Source organism: Paenibacillus eucommiae, assembly GCF_017874215.1.
Taxonomy (GTDB): Bacteria; Bacillota; Bacilli; order Paenibacillales; family NBRC-103111; genus Paenibacillus_AI; species Paenibacillus_AI eucommiae.
Window position 1 is genome coordinate 154,886 of sequence record NZ_JAGGLB010000015.1, and the last position, 18,446, is coordinate 173,331.

General features: G+C 46.6%; 15 protein-coding genes. 2 read left to right on the forward strand and 13 right to left on the reverse strand.

What is annotated here, in order from left to right; translation table 11 throughout:
• Positions 1 to 47 precede the first annotated feature (47 nt).
• From J2Z66_RS21505 to addB, 12 genes are all read right to left on the reverse strand, one after another.
• A complete protein-coding gene (locus tag J2Z66_RS21505) occupies positions 48 to 1,013 on the reverse strand; it encodes a PhoH family protein (protein WP_209974197.1) in 966 nt (321 codons plus the stop codon).
• 6 nt (positions 1,014 to 1,019) lie between these two features.
• A complete protein-coding gene (gene yqfD, locus J2Z66_RS21510) occupies positions 1,020 to 2,210 on the reverse strand; it encodes a sporulation protein YqfD (protein ID WP_209974199.1) in 1,191 nt (396 codons plus the stop codon).
• A 54-nt stretch (positions 2,211 to 2,264) separates the two neighbouring features.
• A complete protein-coding gene (yqfC, locus tag J2Z66_RS21515; RefSeq protein WP_209974201.1) occupies positions 2,265 to 2,543 on the reverse strand; it encodes a sporulation protein YqfC in 279 nt (92 codons plus the stop codon).
• 631 nt (positions 2,544 to 3,174) lie between these two features.
• Complete coding sequence (locus J2Z66_RS21520) at positions 3,175 to 3,618, reverse strand: GatB/YqeY domain-containing protein (RefSeq protein ID WP_209974203.1); 444 nt, start codon at positions 3,616 to 3,618, stop codon at positions 3,175 to 3,177.
• A 15-nt stretch (positions 3,619 to 3,633) separates the two neighbouring features.
• Positions 3,634 to 3,807, reverse strand: a complete 174-nt coding sequence (gene rpsU / locus J2Z66_RS21525) for a 30S ribosomal protein S21 (protein ID WP_076230116.1) — start codon at positions 3,805 to 3,807, stop codon at positions 3,634 to 3,636.
• Positions 3,808 to 4,166: 359 nt separating this feature from the next.
• Positions 4,167 to 4,520 (reverse strand): histidine triad nucleotide-binding protein, encoded by a 354-nt coding sequence (locus J2Z66_RS21530; RefSeq protein WP_209974206.1) that lies wholly within the window; start codon positions 4,518 to 4,520, stop codon positions 4,167 to 4,169.
• Between the two features lie 131 nt (positions 4,521 to 4,651).
• Entirely contained in the window at positions 4,652 to 5,728 is a 1,077-nt protein-coding gene (gene rsgA, locus J2Z66_RS21535; protein ID WP_376774454.1) for a ribosome small subunit-dependent GTPase A, read from the reverse strand.
• 101 nt (positions 5,729 to 5,829) lie between these two features.
• Positions 5,830 to 6,144, reverse strand: coding sequence for a DMT family transporter (locus J2Z66_RS21540; protein WP_209974207.1), 315 nt, complete (start codon positions 6,142 to 6,144; stop codon positions 5,830 to 5,832).
• Positions 6,141 to 6,485, reverse strand: coding sequence for a DMT family transporter (locus J2Z66_RS21545; RefSeq protein ID WP_209974210.1), 345 nt, complete (start codon positions 6,483 to 6,485; stop codon positions 6,141 to 6,143). Before J2Z66_RS21545 ends, J2Z66_RS21540 begins: the two co-directional genes overlap by 4 nt.
• Before the next feature lie 20 nt (positions 6,486 to 6,505).
• Positions 6,506 to 7,087 (reverse strand): TetR/AcrR family transcriptional regulator, encoded by a 582-nt coding sequence (locus J2Z66_RS21550; RefSeq protein ID WP_209974212.1) that lies wholly within the window; start codon positions 7,085 to 7,087, stop codon positions 6,506 to 6,508.
• Between the two features lie 150 nt (positions 7,088 to 7,237).
• Positions 7,238 to 11,191: a helicase-exonuclease AddAB subunit AddA gene (gene addA / locus J2Z66_RS21555; RefSeq protein WP_209974214.1), complete on the reverse strand. Its 3,954-nt coding sequence runs from the start codon at positions 11,189 to 11,191 to the stop codon at positions 7,238 to 7,240.
• Between the two features lie 33 nt (positions 11,192 to 11,224).
• Positions 11,225 to 14,809: a helicase-exonuclease AddAB subunit AddB gene (addB, locus tag J2Z66_RS21560; RefSeq protein ID WP_209974216.1), complete on the reverse strand. Its 3,585-nt coding sequence runs from the start codon at positions 14,807 to 14,809 to the stop codon at positions 11,225 to 11,227.
• A 494-nt stretch (positions 14,810 to 15,303) separates the two neighbouring features.
• Here addB and J2Z66_RS21565 point away from each other — a divergent pair, with 494 nt between their 5' ends.
• A complete protein-coding gene (locus tag J2Z66_RS21565) occupies positions 15,304 to 15,825 on the forward strand; it encodes a TetR/AcrR family transcriptional regulator (RefSeq protein ID WP_209974218.1) in 522 nt (173 codons plus the stop codon).
• A gap of 63 nt (positions 15,826 to 15,888) precedes the next feature.
• Entirely contained in the window at positions 15,889 to 16,860 is a 972-nt protein-coding gene (locus J2Z66_RS21570; protein ID WP_376774453.1) for an NAD-dependent epimerase/dehydratase family protein, read from the forward strand.
• Between the two features lie 139 nt (positions 16,861 to 16,999).
• Here the strand turns inward: J2Z66_RS21570 and J2Z66_RS21575 are convergent, their stop codons facing one another.
• Positions 17,000 to 18,367, reverse strand: coding sequence for a class I SAM-dependent rRNA methyltransferase (locus J2Z66_RS21575; protein ID WP_209974222.1), 1,368 nt, complete (start codon positions 18,365 to 18,367; stop codon positions 17,000 to 17,002).
• Between the last annotated feature and the right edge of the window lie 79 nt (positions 18,368 to 18,446).

The window sequence follows — 18,446 nt, forward strand, 5'->3', positions numbered from 1 at the left end:
GGATTTCTCATGTTCATGTCTCATTTTTCCATTTTCATTTTTCTTTTTCATTTTTCATTATTTTCGTTGTAAGCTACAATAATTTTCTGAACCAGTGAATGACGGACAACATCCTGCTCGTCGAAATAAATAAATCCAAGCTCTTCAATATGGCTTAAAATGCGATTTGCTTCGACAAGTCCGGAAGATTTGCCGCGCGGAAGATCAATTTGTGTCACATCTCCCGTAATCACCATCTTCGACCCAAATCCAAGACGTGTCAAGAACATCTTCATCTGCTCAGGTGTCGTATTCTGCGCTTCGTCAAGAATAATAAAGGAATCATCGAGCGTACGACCGCGCATATAAGCCAGCGGCGCGATTTCGATTAAGCCCCGCTCTAATGATTTGACTACCTGATCCGGGCCCAGAACATCATTAAGAGCATCATACAACGGCCTTAAATAAGGGTCAACCTTTTCTTGCAGGTCACCTGGTAAAAAACCAAGACTCTCCCCTGCTTCCACAGCAGGACGGGTCAGTACTATCCGTTTGACTTGTCCTTCTTTCAAAGCTTTAACGGCCAGTACGACTGCTAAGTACGTTTTACCCGTTCCGGCAGGACCAATACCGAAAACAACGTCTTTCTTTTTAATTTCTGTCACATATTGCTTTTGACCAATCGTTTTGACCCGTATAGGCTTGCCTTTGTGCGTTGAGGTTATTTCTCCTTTGAACAGCTCAAGAAGCTGATCCGCTTTCATCTGCTTCGCAAGCTCAATAGCGTATACAATATCACGCTCTGTGAGGTTGTATTGATTACGGATTAACTGCAGTAAAACATCCAAAAGCTGCTGAAGAGCGTCTACATCCGCTGAAGGACCGTAAACCGTTATTTCCGCTTCCCGCGTATAAATCTCAGCATTAAAATGTTGTTCAATCAGCCGCAGAAATTTATCCTGGGGACCAAATAATGCTAACGCCTCTGTCGTATTCTTCAAAATTACTTTGATTGTTTGTGCGTTTTCTACCAAAAGGCCTCATTCTCCTTGTATCACGATAGGTTGTTCTTCCATGATCATTTCTTCGACTTCAAAATGTACTTCCATATAAACTTTACCATTCTCTGTTTTTTCATGCAAAATTTTTTCACTTGCAATACGAGAATCCTTGCCTGTCGTGGACAAAAGCTCCGCTCTCGCTTGCTCCAAGCCGATTGATTTGGCCTCATTCTCAGCAATTGGCTCCGAGATCAGGCTTGTCTCTCTGATCTTCTCATGAAGCCACCCTATAGGCAATGAATAGTTTCTCCACTGCAGCGTCTTGCGTTCAGGAATCGTCTCAAATTGCTCATAAGAATGCTTGCCATAGCCGGTCAGCTGCAGCGCTCTCGATCCAAAAACAAGATAACTGCGATCCTTGCTTTCTCCAGAATAAACCTTATATGTAGTCGTTAGCGGCACTTCAATCTTTGAAGTATACCACACTAACCCCTTTACTGTTCCAGTTGCAACCACAATTTGACTATTTTGTTCGTTGCCAATGTATCCGGATATAAGCACATCACCTTTTCGTACATAGGAATTCGGCTTCACCATCGGCTTGCCTTTTTCGGCTAATATTTCTGTAATCAAAGCATTTTTCGTTGCAACTAAATTTCGGGGATTCATTAGTGGCTTTTTTTCAGGGATGGTGGCTTCCACAATTTTAACAGTAATATGAGTTCCTTTAATTTCCACTCCTACCCACGAAGTCCCGGGCAGCAGCGCTTGAATATTGCGCGATAAAACTTCAGTTTCCTTGAGCCGCAGCTTCCATTGAAAACGATGAATGCCTTCCTGGGCAGCAGCCTGCAATATTTCTGAGCGGGTAATCCGCTCGTTCCCGACCACACTGATCTGCCAAACCAAAGAGGAAAGCAAATAAATCCCGATTACAAAGCCGGCAATGCCTGCAACGAAAATCTTTCTTTTACCCAGTTTGTCCAAAAAAAAAGGAAAACCATGCCGTTCCAGCACATGGACACGGCAGCCTGTCCGCTTCAATAAGGGGCGCAGCTCAAAGAAGTCACTTACTACAATATCAAGGCGCATCCGCCCGCCCTGCCCTATTTGAACGCTCCAGACGGTGAGTCCCTGGGCAATCGCTTGATTAAGCACCGTCTCACAGCCCTCACCTCTCAACTCAACCCGAACATAACCCCGTACCCAAGCCATATAAGTGGATTCCATCTTGAGCCTCCTTAGAATTTGCCGTTAACAAAACCTGTTTCTAACCAATATGAATCAAGGTATATATTTGACCTCATCAATAACACCTTCGATGAACACTTCCTCTGTAAAGATGGCGCGGATAACCAATTGCTTGCCGGTAACCTCCAGCTTCCCCTTGGTCAGCTCCAGCTTTAACAGCTCACTGGAGAAATGAAGTACACTCCGATGATTTTCTATATACAGCTGCACATTGCCGATCATTGTAATACGCGGAAGATCTTGAACCACATCCTGAGGAAGATCGAGCAGCTTGGCGGTAAATTGATTCCATTTGCGGGTCAAGCGACGCATAGCTGGGCTGTACCTCCTTGGGAGCTATAGTTATAGCTTCAATAGCGCATAGGCTTTTTACAAAATATGCCGCTGGCTTGGATTTTATGAGCATAAAGCTTAGCTCTTGCAAATTTACCGGCTTTGCATATCCATCAGCCTTAAATCTGAAAATAATCTGAATTTTTCTGAATTCATTCTAAAAAATTTACCTATTAAATCAAACAAATAAATCAAACAAAAAAACCCTCAGGCATATTGTCCTAAGAGTTCGTCAATGCTAAAGCTATCAAATGATGTAAATTCCAAATCATTCCGAATCCGAAACTTCTTAAAAATTAAAAATGCTGCTTTAGCAATGTTTTTCATCGTTAAAAGCACGTGGTCGGCTCCACAAGCTTACTTAACAATGAAAAACATCGTTAAAATCCATTTTTACCACCCAGAGGGGCCATCCGACCTCGTTTAGCGATGAAAATCATCATTAACGTGGCTGATTCACCTGGAAACACCTGCTTTAGCGATCAAAAACATCGTTAAGTCAAGCACAAGCTCAATTCTTCTCTCTTCGGGGAGGCAAGAGGCAGGCTGCTACCTACGGATTTTATCGTTAAAAAAGACCAGGAAACTTCTCCTGGTCTTCGCTCACATTTTATCCTAATAATTGTTGAACCAGCTGATTAATAAGCTTACCATCTGCTCGTCCCTTAACCTTTGGCATCAGGGCTGTCATTACTTTGCCCATATCTGCCTTCGAAGCAGCGCCCACTTGTTCGATTGTTTCTTGAACAATAGCTTTCACTTCGTCTTCACTAAGCTGCTGCGGTTGATATTCAGCTAGTATGAGCAGCTCGGCTTTCAAGTCTTCGACCAAATCCTCACGGCCCGCTTTTTCAAAATCCTGGAGGGAATCTTTGCGCTGTTTGACCTCACGACTTAGAACGTCAAGCACTTCATTGTCATCAAGTGGTCTTTTCAAATCGATTTCCTGGTTCTTAATCGATGAGCGGACCATTCGGATTACGGAAAGTTTAAACTTGTCCTGACTCTTCATCGCTTGCTTCATATCTTCGTTCAATCTTTCGCCTAAGCTCATTGCGTTAAATGCCTCCTAGAACTTTCTCTTGCGAGCAGCCTCCGACTTCAGCTTACGCTTAACGCTTGGCTTCTCATAATGCTTGCGTTTCTTAACCTCTGCTAACACGCCATCTTTAGCGATGGTACGCTTAAACCGACGAAGAGCAGCATCTATAGTTTCATTCTTGCGAACTCGAGTTTCTGACACCAGTAATCCCTCCCTCCGAACAGAACGAGCATGAAAAAACGCTCCATCAAGTTTAATTATATGTTATATACAAAGGGGGTGTCAACCAACCTATTTATAAACTTGAAAGTTAACCGATTTCCCAAGGTCAAAATGCCATTAAAAATAATCCTTAGACGATAATATTTTCCTTATTCTTCCGGGATATTTCTCCGAAAATTCCCCTCACACATGCCTTATGTAAGCCATAGTTTTTTTCTGAATAAACTTTGTAGATAGTTCAGAAAATAATGCTGCAAACATAGATTTGCACGTTAAGACCAGCAAATGGACAAATTGCCTGAAATCTCTTCTGTTGCTTTTGAAGACGCCCCAGAACTTTAAGAATGGTTCCTTCCAAGTCCAGCCAGCTTCTCGCCAGCAAGCAAATGCATATGCAAATGGAACACAATCTGCCCCGAATCAGGACCACAATTGTTCACGATGCGGTAGCCGGATTCTGCCACTCCCTGTTCCTTGGCGATTTGCTTTGCTGCTTTGTGAATATATCCGATTGTATCCCAGTCATCTTCCCCGGCGTCGTTCAAGGAGGCAAAATGCTTCTTCGGGATGATTAAAATATGTACGGGAGCCTGTGGCTGAATGTCATGGAATGCAAAGACCCGATCGTCTTCATAAACTTTCTTCGAGGGGATAGAGCCTTCAATAATTTTGCAGAAAATACAGTTGTCCATACGTAATTTCTCCTTTTGTTCTCAAGTTCAACTTCTAGTCATTATCTTAACGAATATCCTGGCAAAAATCCAACCTCTATTTCCAACGCAAAAACCGCCAGACTGTTCTGACGGCATCCAAGCATCCTGAATTATTTTCGATTCGTTTGCTTTTTCGCATTTTGCTTCACGCTTTGATGAATTTTTTTCCACTTATTTTTTTCAGCCAACTGAAGACCTTTATCTTCTTTACGAGCTAAATAAGCAAGCTCCTTTTGCAGCTTGAGGTAGCTGGCATACCGGTCGCTTCCCAAAGTGCCCTCTTGTAAAGCAAGCTTTACAGCGCAGCCTGGCTCATTTTGATGATTGCAATCCTGAAAGTAACAATTTCTCTCCAGTTCCTCCACATCCTGAAACGACGAGCTCAGCCCATCAGATGCTTCCCATAGCTGTAGTTCTCTCATTCCTGGAGTATCGATCAGAAGGCCACCCCCAGGCAAAGCAACGAGCTCGCGATGCGTAGTCGTATGCTTACCCTTGTCATCATCTTCACGTATGCCGCCCGTTTCCTGAATGTCACGACCATACATCCTGTTGATCAAAGTAGATTTACCAACCCCCGAGGAACCGAGCAGCGCTGCAGTCTTGCCATGGGACACATATTCACTTAACTCGCTAATCCCCTGATTTTCCAAAGAGCTGGTCACATGAATGGGTACACCAATTGCAACAGATTCCACCTCAACTATCAAGGATTCTGGGTTTTCACAAAGATCCGCTTTACTAAGCACAATAACCGGTGCCGCTCCGCTCTCCCAAGCTAGTACCAGGTAACGCTCAATACGCCGTAGATTGAAATCCTGATTCATCGCGCTGAGCAAAAATACAGTATCTACATTTGCTGCTACAACCTGCTCCTCCGTAACCTGTCCAGCCACCTTGCGCGAAAACTTACTTTTTCTAGGCAGTACGGCGTGGATCGTAGCTCTTTCTTCCTCTGGCCTTACCGACACAACGACCCAATCGCCAACAGCTGGATAATCTCCTCTGGATAAAGCCCTATGCCTCAGTTTACCTGAAACCTCTGCTAAGAAATCTCCTGCTTCTGTATATACACGGTACATATGTTTATGCTCCAGTAAAACCCGGCCTGCCGCATAACCTTCTTGTTTATAAGTCTCAAAGGCCTCTTCAAAAAAGCCGGCCCACCCCATCGCTTCTAAGCTCAGCACTCTCTTTCATCCTTCCTGTCCTGCTTCTACATTTAGTATAAACGAGAAAACAGCAGGATACTCTGGAGAAAATTATTAATAGCGAAAGTTTCCGAAGCTTATGAAATCAGCTTTAAACCAACTGCCGCGAACAAAATCATCGATATAAACAATATCCGGCTCTTTGACCTGGATTCACCAAACAGAAACATACCTACAAGCGTACCGCCAACTGTGCCAACTCCAGTCCATATTGCGTAAGCAGTCCCCATAGAGATTGATCTCATGGCCAAAGTAAGAAACAGGAAGCTGCAAGTCATAGCAACGCTAACGATCACAAAGGATAGCCAATTTTTCGTTTTTTTGATTCGGTTCATTCCATACACACCAACGACTTCAAAACTACCTGCCAAGGCGAGAAATATCCAGTTCAAGATGCGCTAACCCCTTTCTTAGCAGGCTCATGTGTTACAGCCTTTAGTCCCACAACGCCGATCAATAAAATCAAAATAAGCAGAGCCTTCTCCCAGCGAAACGGTTCATTGAATACCAGCATTTCTGCTGCAACAGTGCCTGCAGTTCCAAGTCCTGTGAAAACAGCATATACCGTGCCTACAGGCAGCTTTTTAAAAGAGCGAATCAGCACAATAAAGCTGAATACCAGGACAACTGCTGTAATAAGCCACATCCACCACGTTGTTGAATGCTTCAAGCCACTGACCCAAATTACCTCCATTAGACCTGCCGAAAAAACCATCATCCAATTTTTATTCATTTTCCACTTTCTCCTTCTACTCAGTCCGCGAGAGTCAACCCCCGCCAATACAGCCACCAGGAAGCTTCCAATCTTTTAGCCGTTCGTTCAGGCCCGCCATAGAGCATCTCTACAAGTACACTGTCTGTCAGCGCCATATAGGCAACTACTGCCCGCTCTGCCCCTACCGGATGAATGATCCCCTCTTCAATTGCTCGTTCAAATAAAGGTATAAACAATTGCTCCATCTTATCCAAAAGAGAATAAGACTGAGAGATTACTTGCTCATACAGGTGAGGAGGCGGAAAAAAAGATACTCGCAGCCAAAGCTTTGTTTGCAAATCCTGCTCATAACGCTCCTGATAGCTGATAAGAAATGTGTGAAGCCTATGCTCAAGCGGCTGCTCCCGAAGCTGCTCAAATAAGTCGATGATAAAACGCTCTTCGCAAGCTGAAATATATTCGACAACTGTTAAAAACAGCTCATCCTTACCCTTATAATGCGCATAGATTGAAGGTGTTTTTATCCCCACGTCCGCAGCAATATCTGCAAGGGAAGCCCCTTCATATCCATGATTGGCGAAGTGCTTTAGCGCAACATCTCTAATTTTCTTAGCAGTCATAAAATCCCCCTAACTAATGTTCGTTAGGTGATTATCGCAAGTTTTATTTCTGTTGTCAATGGTAAAAATCACCTAAAGACCTCTAGAATGCATGACAAAGAACTCACAATTTCTCTGCAGAAGCTGTGAGTTCTTCCCACGAAATGAATGCTACATCTCCACAATTAATGCATTCTCAAAATAATAAATGTAAACCCCACCCAAAGGACGCTTCCAAATATGTTCGACAGCACGGGTATAAAGCCCGATTTGCAGCCTATAGCGCTCTCGCAGTTCCTCGATGCTCCGTCCTTGGACAGAATCGGTTTTGTAATCGATCATAACGAGTCCTTGTTCATCCTCAAACAAGCAATCGATGACACCTTGTATAAGAACCGTTTCATTTTGCAATTCGGTATTTTCCGCTTCCGCTAAATAAATCTCTCCCGCAGGCAGACCAAAGCTGAAGGGCACCTCGCGTTCAATCTTAGTGGCAGCAACCATTCTTTGACCTAAATCCGTAGCAAAATAAGCAAGAATAGGCTCGATGTCCACAGAATCGTACTGAGCATTCGTCAGCAGCTTTCTTTCCAGCATACTGTCAAGAGCTGCTTGAATTATTTCGGCAGAAGGCTGGCGATCTAAGGGCAGGTTTTGCATCACTGCATGGATAACAGTCCCCCGTTCAGCGGATGTCAGCTTCTTCTCTTCCATAAATCTCGGTCTTCGCAGTTCTGAGGATCGTAAAAGCGAACCTTGTCCATCAGACTTGAAGAAAGCAGTGCCTTCAAGCTCATTAAGCCCAAAAAGTTTTGCCGCGGGAAGCTCTGCTTCATGCTCCATCCGATTAGCGGCCGAAAGGCGCTTCATTTCCGTTACCGTAGTCTTGGAGAACATTTGCTGCGCTGATGAATGTGGATATTCCCATGACAGCCGCTGCTCCAGCAGCTCTTTCCAATCATCTGCTGTATGTACTTCTTCCATGCTCCGGACTGCTTCCATTCGCTCTGCATCCAAGGGAATCGACTCAACAGTGTGATCTGCTGTTACTAGCTGCTCCGGGGTCAGTACAGTCAGCTTCCAGGCTGATGGATCCTCAAGCAGCTCAGATAGCGGCATCTCTTGCAAGCCAATTCTTGCCCTCCAGAGACCAGCGTCGGGATGTCTTAGCAGCGCTGGCCCCAGCCAATCCAAATAACTCCGAGCCTTAGCCAGCTCGAAATCCGGCAGCATCCATTCAGAGCGCTGCAAATAACGGCCCCAGCGTTGAATCAGCTTATCCAAAGATTTAACAGTACCCAGCAGAATCAGCTTTTCCCTTGCTCTTGTCAATGCTACATACAAAATGCGCATCTCCTCTGCCAGCATCTCCAGCTTCATCCTTCTCCGGATCGCCAGCGAAGGCAGCGTCGGATAGCTCACCCGCAGCTCTGTATCGACAAAGCGAGGCCCGAAGCCAAGCTCTTTATGCAGGTAAAAAGCAGCATTTAAATCACGCTGATTGAACTGCTTGGCCATTCCAGCTACAAAAACGACAGGGAACTCAAGACCTTTGCTTTTGTGTATGGAAAGTATCCGTACAACATCCTCCTGCTCACCAAGTGAACGTGCCGTTCCCAGATCTCCTCCACTTTCCTGCATTCGTTCAATAAACCTCAAGAAACGAAACAAACCACGCAGCGTCGTGCTTTCATATTGTCTGGCACGATCATACAAGGCTCTGAGATTCGCTTGCCTCTGAACACCACCGGACAAACCGCCAACAAAATCATAATAACCCGTCTCTCTATAAATGCTCCAAATCAAATCAGCTAAAGAGCCTTGTCTGGCTTCAGTCCGCCATGTTTCCAGCTGATTTAGAAACCGGGACAAAGGATGCTCTGACAGCTCCTCTTCATTCATACCCGATACATAATTCAGAACCGCATCATAGAAGAGCAGACCTGGCGCACCCGCACGTATCTTAGCCAGCTCATCAGCAGAAAGTCCGACAAGAGGGGATCGCACAGCGGCTGCAAGCGGGATATCCTGATAAGGATTATCGATCACTTTAAGCAACGACAGCATGACATCCACTTCAGTAGCGGAAAAGTACCCCGTGCTCAGGTCTGCGTAAGCGGGAATTCCCTGCAGCTTTAGCTCTTCGATAAAGATCGGCGCCCATTGAGAAGTCGCTCTTAGTAAAATCACAATGTCACGATAATTCAGTGGTCTTGTACCACCACTTTTTTTATCATGAACCCCAAAAGGTTCTGTCGAACCGCCAGTCCCCATTAGGCTTTTGATTTGCAGGCAAATTGCTCTCGCTTCCAGTTGAGCCGTCTCAAGCTCCTGTGCTTCCAAAGCCGGATCTTGCTCACTGGCTGCTCCAGCGGCGTCCTGCTCGCTTTCCTCCATATCCTCCGAAGCCCTGACCTCTTCAGTATCTTCGAGACCAGCAGCATCGACTGTGCGGTCCACAAGCACCATCTCTACCGAGCAATCGCTCCCCGATGCCGGATACCCTGCCCCATAAGCCAGCTCAGCGCGCTCATCATAGGCAATTTCCCCAACCTTCTCATTCATAAGCTGTTTGAACAGAAAATTCACAGCATCGACGACCTGCGTTCTGCTGCGAAAATTACGGGCTAAATCAATGCGAAGTCCTTCACCCGACGCATCGCTCCTGTATGCTTTATACTTTTCCAGAAAAAGTCCAGGCTCAGCCAGCCGAAAGCCGTAAATGCTCTGCTTCACATCCCCCACCATAAAGCGGTTTCCTGGCTTCGGCCGGGCAATCAGCTCCAATATCGCTTCTTGAACACGGTTCGTGTCCTGATATTCATCCAGCAGAACCTCAGCAAACTGCCGGCGATACTCTATCGCAGCCTGTGAAGGTCTCAGCTCATCCGGAGTGGATAGCGGATCACAAAGAATTTGCAATGTGTAGTGCTCCAAATCGGCAAAATCGATCAAGCCCTTCTCCGCCTTGGCCGCTTGATACCGATTGCCAAAATCCAGTACCAGATCAACCAGAGTATGAAGGACAGGAGCAAGAAGCTCGATTTCCGCGGCAAATTGCTCCTCCGTTCTTCCGAACAGCTCCTCCCGAATGCTGTTAACCCTATCCTTCGCTTGGTTCCTTAACTCTTTAACCTGCTCCTGAATATCCTTGTCGATGCTGTCACCCTTGCAAGGCTTCAGTTTACCGAATTCATAAGCTTGAAACGCATCATACATATTATGCCAAGTTCCCTTTGCTGCTCGAAGCAGCCCTTCAATGAGCAAAAGATCCTCTTGCAAATTACCCAAATAAGGTGTGGGGCCTGCAGGTAATCCAGCCAGTCCTTGCGCTTGAACGATCAGATCCGACGCACCCTCAAGCTCCAGCAGACAATCCTGAATGAGGCTGCGCTGCCATACCTGCAAATCGGCAGGTTCAGAAGCCGCTGCAGCATAAAGCACGGACTCCGACCCATCACTCAAGGGATACACCGAAACATTCGACTCGCGCTGTCCGAACATCGATGCCATCAACCTCAACCACTGCTCAGGCCAAGGATGGCTGCGCGACACATCATACAGCTTTTGTACCAGCTGCATAAGAGCATCGTCACTGCGTTCGCCGCTAAAGGAATCCACTAGCCGCCAAAAGCTGCTTTCTTCCTTACTTTCGGCATAATACTCCTCCAGCAGCTCCTCCAGCAAATCTTGCCTCAGCAGCTCTGCTTCGGTTTCATTTGCTATGCGAAAGCCGGGGTCCAGATGGATCAGGCTGAAGTAACGCTGGATAACCTCCAGACAGAAGGAATGCAGTGTAGTAATGGAAGCACGTCCCATAAGCGCAAGCTGCTTGCGCAAATGCTGCGATTTCGGCTCTCGCAGCAGCTCCTTCTCTAAAGCTTCACGAATCCGATGCTTCATCTCGGAAGCCGCCGCCTTCGTAAATGTGGCCACGAGCAGCCTGTCTACGTCAATCGGCTCCCATGCATCAGATATTCGACGGATAATTCGCTCAACGAGCACGGCGGTTTTTCCAGAGCCTGCCGCTGCTGCAACCAGCATATTTTGTCCGCCTGATGCTATTGCCTTCCATTGATCATCCGTCCAAGTACTATTGGATGGTTTCTGCTGCTGTGTTTGCACTCCGCTGATAACCCCCTTGCCCGATTGTTGGATTTAATTTACAACTAGCTCCATATCATGCCACACCTGCTCTTTGCTGCGCTGCCGCAAAACCCGAATCTCATTCCCTTCAAAAAGCGGGTCAATTTGGCATACAGATTGATAAGAGCACTGCTGGCAGGCTATTTTCTTACCGATTCGATACGGCGCGATTTCAACATGGCCTTCTGTTATTGCCGTGCCGATTTGCTTGATTTGCTGCCTCACATAATTTCTTAACGTGTTCCATTGATTTTCCGTAGCTACGGAGGAGCTGCTGTAGAAGCTGCCGTCTTTTTTGATGGCAAGAGGAAGCAGCTGCGAATGACCGGACGAGTGCTTGAAATAATCATCCATTCGCTGGGCAACATCAGGGTCAGCCGTAACCAGCCCTTTCATTTTAAATCTTTTGCGCAGCTCCTTCTCCACTTCCTCTGGAGCTAATGAATTGGCAACCTGCAGCATGGGATTATGCACATGAAAATAAAGTACCCCGGCAGGTAAAGCTTCGATTCCTAGCCATTCCTCGGCATGCGTGAGGATAACATCTAAGTAGGTGAGCATCTGCAGCGAGAGCCCATGATAAACCTCAGACAAGGATAAATTCGTTTGACTTGATTTATAATCAATAACCCTTAGAAGTACACCTTTCTCACCTTCTGCACAATCAACCCGGTCAATACGCCCAATGATCTCCATCGTACAACCATTTTCCAGCTCAAACATAAGTGGCGGAAGCTCTTTGCCGGGCCCAAAATCAACCTCCAAGCGAAGCGGAACGAATTCCCCGCGCCTTGCATGCTCGCTAAGGACAATTGCGGTTTTACCGACCACCTGCTTCAATTTCCTGGCGATATATTGATAACGGCTTGAGCTTAGCAAAATTTCACCTTGCAGCCTAGGAGCGAGTGTTTCAACCACCTGCGCTGATCGTTCCATGCAGGCTTCATTGGATAATGAGCCCCAGTCTACTTGCTCCACTTGAAGCTGCTGGGCAAATTCACTAAGTGCTGCATGAAATAACTGCCCAATGTCCGGTGCCTCAAGCTTATAAACTCGCCGTTCCTGGAGCCTAAGCCCATGGGATGCGAAATGTGAAAATGGACAAGCCACATAACGCTCCATTCTTGAAACACTTGCCCGTAGATGCTTACCATATAGAAGCTTGCTTGTAGCCAGCCCCAGGCTGGTCTCGCGATTTGTGTACAGCAGTCCGTTCACAAGCGATTGCAGCTTAAAGCTCCATTCCGGCCGAGCAACATACCAGTTATACGCCTCCCACCACAAATCGGCCATCCGGCCGCCATGCATCCAATGCTTCATGCGGACAGCCAAATAAGAAAGCGCCTGAGAAGGATGGGCTATGTAATCAGACTGCTGAATCTCTTCCATCTCTGCGGTAGGCTCTACGAATAATAAAGCTGGCTTCACAGCAGGGAAAAGAGAGCGAATCTGACGAATAAGCTCCGAAGGAAGCAGCATCTTGCCTTCCTCATCAGCAAGCGGATAGCTGAGCCACAGCCGCCGGCTTGGCACAGTTAAAGAAGTGTAGATCACGAAAGCTTCGTCCAGCAATTTGCGTTCGCTTCCTTCAGCCATAGGCAGGCCGGTTTGCTGCAGCAGCTCCCTCTCTCCTTCTGATAGCACTCCGTTCTCCTGCATCTGTGCAGGAATGACGCCGTCATTGACACCTAATAAATAGGCATATTCTATGCCACTCGAACGTGTTCGGTCCATGCTTCCAATAAGCACCTGATCCATAGAGGGAGGAACCAGACCAAGCTTCATACTCTCTAGTCCTGTATCTACTAGCCCAGCGAACAATTCGAAAGCAACAACCTCATCCCCCATAGTCTCCACGAGCTGATCCAGCATATCCATGATCTTGTTCCACAGCTGGCTATGCTCTCTTGCTTTTTCCGGCTTCCCTGTTTGCAGTGCACCTACGCTCCAGGCATCAAGCTTGTCGGCCGCTTGTACATCCAGTAAAAGCTGATACAATGCTGCTGTTTGGTCCTTTATGGTGCGGGCACTTTTCAGACGCAAGGCAAAAGCATGCAGCGGCTTCACAATCCATTGGCGGCTAATGTGAATCTGCTCCAGGAATTTCTCCTCAGCAGCTTCAGCAGATTGTGATGTAGTTGTCGCATCCAGCCCTGCTTTCAGCCTGTATGTCCAAGGCTTGTTGTCCGTCCATCTCGTGCCTCTAATGCCGAATGCCAGCACATAATTTTCTAAACGGTCGAACATCATTCGCTGTTCATTTTGAATCGGGTATGGCAGCAGCAAATCTGTCTTCACACAACGAAAAACAGCGTCATAATGCCAATTATGCTGCACAATCTCGATCGCAGAACGGATAAACTCGACTAACGGATGATGCAGAACCGTACGTTTCTGATCAAAAAAATGGGGGATTCCACAATCGGTCAAAGCCGAGCGAAGTAAATCCTCGTAGCTTTCCATATTTCTTACCATGATCGCGATATTGCGGTAACGAACACGGTCCTCACGAACAAGCTGCAAAATATTCCGCACAGCCCCTTCAACCTCGGCCCGGCGATTTACGGCTTCTTTGATAATCAACTGTTCCTCTACCGTACGCTGTATGAGCCGCTCGTCTTGTATCCCATTTCTCAGCTGATCATTGTCAGCATCAACCCGTCCAAAAGCATGCTTACCGCCGCTAATCCGATGCTCAAAAGCTTTCTCCAAATGCCTGAGTACTGGACTTTCCACAAATCTCGGTGAATGCTCTGCTGCTACTACAACAGTCTCTACTTCCTGATTTCCCAGACGTTCGACGATTTCTTGCAGCCGTATCATCGTTCTTGCCGTAGGATGAAATACATCCAGCTCATCTGGCTCGTCACCAGCCTGCCATGCACGATCCAGACAAAGTGTTATACTAACCTGCTGCGAAAACTCCATCAATCGCTCGAGAACAGCAAATTCCTGCGGAGTAAAGCCATGAAAGCCGTCAATCCAAATCGTTGCCTGCTGCAAGTAAGCAGAAAATGGGATTTGCTCAGCAAGAAGCGCCAAGTAATCCTCGCCATCCAAATATTGACGCGACAGCTCTTGCTCGAAATCCTTATAAAGAAGACGTAAATCATGCAGCTTATCCCCAAGCAGCCTGCTCTCTCCAAGCTGTGAAGCCCTTCGGTTCCGATGCTCCTCCAGCTGCTCAGCACTTACGCAATATCTCTTAAACTCTGTGAACAGCTCATTAACCCGATCTACAAAACCCATTTGCTCTGCCGAATTATGAAATAAACGAAGCTCATCTTTTCTTTTATGTAAAATGCTGTATAACAGCAGCTTCTTTCCTGTATCGTCAATCGGCGGCCGGGCTGTCCCACCCTGCTCCTGCATAACACGCCAGGCCAGACGATGAAAGCTGAGCACCTGCGCACGGATCATTCCGCCAAGCTCAGGCATAGATACCAGAGCATGTTCAGCTTGGAAGGTAGCCTGCTCAGGCACTAGCAGAATAAGTGGCCGCCCCTCTGGCTGACTTTTCAGCTGATCACTAATTTCCTTCAGGCATCGCTGGCTCTTCCCGCTCCCAGCTCTACCGATGATAAATCGAATGGACATCGAGAGCCTCCTAGCAAACTATTTTAACTAACTGATTTTAGTACTATTATTCTAGCACACTTTCCTCAAAAAAGCGGAGGATCTCAATGGAAATGTCTACCTCCGCAGCAATATCATAGAAGCAATCGAATTGGTTGTTTGCACATATTATAGAACATTTGTTTGCTTGAATCAAATTCTGTCCAAGAGGAAAAAGGCTGCTTTTAGTCATCCGGGTCATCCATCCAGGCCATCTAGCTCATCTAGCTCATTTAGGTCAGCAAGCTACATTAACTCCCCTCTACACTTTTCTGTTTTATCTGCAAAATAATGCCCAAATAATTATCTTGTGAATTTGCACTTACCTCAGAAAAAAATAAAAGAAGACAAGATCAAAAATGAACACAAATATCCCTCCAACGGTTGCAAATCATAAGCATATATATTACAATGATTCCACGATAGTAATTGGTTAATCAATAACAGATAAAAAAATGAACTGGAGTGCTTAAGCTATGGTAAAGGGAACCTCGTCTGCTGCTAGCCGCCGCACCGACATTGTATCTGCTGCAATTGAAGTATTTGCGGAAATCGGCTATTTTCGGGCTACAACTGCGCAGGTAGCTGAGCGTGCAGCCATCTCGCAGCCTTACGTGTATCGCTTTTTTACAAAAGAATCACTGTTGGTGGAATCATTGGATGTATCTTGGCAGCGAATCGTCCAGGCTTTTCAACATGTAATTGACTCATCAGAGCCCCAGCAGCTTGAAGATGGCTTTATCCAGGCCTACGAGGAGATTATGCTCGAGCATCGCAATGAGATCCTGCTTCAAATGCAGGCACAGACTATCCAAGAAACGCAGGTCCGCAATTCGATGCAGCAGGGGATTAACCAAGTGAAACAGTTGGTACTGAATGCTTTTCAGCAGGCCGGAATTGCAAATGCTTCAGAAAGAACATCAGATTTTCTGGCAAGAGGCATGTTGTGCAATGTGGCAATGGCGATGGATATGCCGGATTTGATGGCAAAAAGATAGATAAAAATTTTTTTATATATTGTGATTGATCAATCAATAACAAATGCAAAGGAGATGGTAAGTTTGAAGAAAGCAATCGTTTTGGGTGCTACAGGTGGAGTAGGAAACCCGCTAACGGCGGAATTAATAAAAAGGGGGATAGAAACAGTAGCGTTTGGGCGATCGGCGCAAAAACTTCAGAGCCTTGCGCAAGAGCTTGGAAATCCATCATTGCTGCAGCTTGAGACGGGGGATGCGTTCAGCCCTGAGGACATTGTGAGGGCATCAGGGGGAGCAGATGTGATCTTCCACAGCGCTAATATTCCTTATCACGAAATGGAGTCACGGCTCCTCCCGCTCGGTGAAGCTGTTATGGAAGCGGCCGAACGCATGGGAGCAAAAGTTGTAATCGTCGATGGCATCTATCCATACGGCAGAAAAACAACCGATAAGGCAACAGAGGAACATCCTAAACGGCCGCACACGCGCAAAGGAAAAGTACGGCTTGCCTACGAGGAGCTGATTTTCAGTCAGCGCTGGCTCAAGGCAAAACCTCTTATTGTACGGCTTCCCGACTACTACGGGCCTTCAGCAAAAGCATCCTATCTCTCCGTAACGATGGAAGCAATCGCTGCAGGTAAGCCAACTGCCTTTATTGGGAACATGACCGTCCCGCGCGAATATGTATACCTGCCTGACGCTGCCCGTATGATTGTTGAGATAGCCGGGCGAGGTGAATCGTTTGGTCAAAATTGGCATATTCCAGGCCCAGACGTTATCTCAGGACATGACTTGGTCCGTTTCGCCCGGCAGGCAAGCGGAAAGCGCAAGGCAGTCATTCCACTCGGACGCATCGGCTTATCACTACTTGGACTTTTTAATCCGGTGATGAAAGAGGTTGTAGAGATGCTCTATCTCACTGAAGAGCCTTTCGTTCTGAGCGGCGAGAAATATGAGCGAGTTATCGGACCAATCTCATGGACACCCCACGAGCAAGCGATCAGAGAAACAATCCACAGCTTGATGAACCACAACAGAACAGCAAGTTCTAAATAGGCTCTCAACAAGCACTTAACCAATTTAATATACGAAAAAAAGGAGCTACTTAAAAGTGTTTAACTTTTGAGACAGCTCTTCTTTAAATGATGATATGACCGAGGAGAAGATGATACGACCAGTAGTAGGTTGTACTTGTTTATCTGCTCCGCACCTCAAAAATAGCAAATTTAAGATAATGCCCCTCGTCCACGCCGAGGATACGCGGATGATCCTTGCCAGCGCCGCGGAATTCGACAAGCCGTAATATTTTACCCGCGTCCTTCGCCGCCGCATGCAGAGTATCCAGAAACAATTCAGGCCTCATATGATAGGAACAACTTGCTGTAACCAGGTAGCCGCCCTCATTAACGAGCTTCATTCCGTGAAGATTAATGTCCTTATAGCCTCGGCAAGCACCTTCTACAGCGCTTTTCGTTTTGGCAAAGGCTGGTGGATCGAGAATGACTACATCCCAGGTTTTGGCTGCGCTGACTGGCGTTGAGGTGTCCAGCTTCGTCTTTCCCTGACCTGTAATTCCCCGTGCTTTGCGTTCATCCAAACCCTTGACCTGCTGGCGTAAGTAGTCAAAGGCATCCGCTACAACAAATTCCACGCGATCCTCGAAGCCATTAAGCTGAACATTCGTTTTGGCGCTTTCGATTGCATGCTCGGAAATGTCCAGACAAGTTACTTTTTTGGCCCCGTATTGACATGCATTCAATGTAAAGCTTCCGGTATGGGAAAAGCATTCAAGCACTGTCGCCCCATCCCAGTATGGGAACGTCACGACTTTGCCGTTCGCATTCACAGGCAGCCGCTGCTGCACGCCCTCTTCCTCAATCTCCCTGACCTCGATGCCGCCACGCTTGCCCCAGCCAGTCATCAACGGCTTGATTGCAGCCCGGTTCTCCCGTTGGTCAAAGAAATACCCCGTCTTTTGTCCCTCTTCTATATCAACGCGAATCCGCAAGCCATTCTCCAAAATCTCCACATGCCGCGGACATTCTCCATAAAGAACTCCCTTTTTCTGCTCAAGGCCTTCCAGCTCACGTACAGAAACATCACTACGCTCATAAATGCCGGCTGGTTGAAGCAGTTCGACAAGTGCCTCAACAATAACCGCCTTACAGCGATCCATGCCAAGCGTAAGCAATTGCACTACAAGGACATCACCAAACTTATCCACAATTAACCCAGGCAAAAAATCCGCTTCGCCGTAAACAAGCCTATAGGAGTCAACATCTCCCAGAAATCGGCTGCGATGATCGATGCACCTAAGAATGCGCTCCTTGAAAAATTCCACTGTCATATCTGCCAACAGCCCATACGATACAACGCGAACCGTAATTTGCGATTTCTCATTGTAATACCCTGTTGCCAAATATTGGCCTACATGGTTATGAATCGACACAAGCTGGCCGGCATCGATGTCTCCTTCGACTCTTTCAATCTCACTGCGAAATACCCAGGGGTGTCCCTCTTCAAGTCTCGCTTTTCTTTTCTTATGTAAATATACTGCCGCCATCTTCGTTGCCTTCCTTTTCTACGGTGCTGATCACTGCCCTCCGGCTTGTCATGCTTGTCAGCACCATCACATATATTGG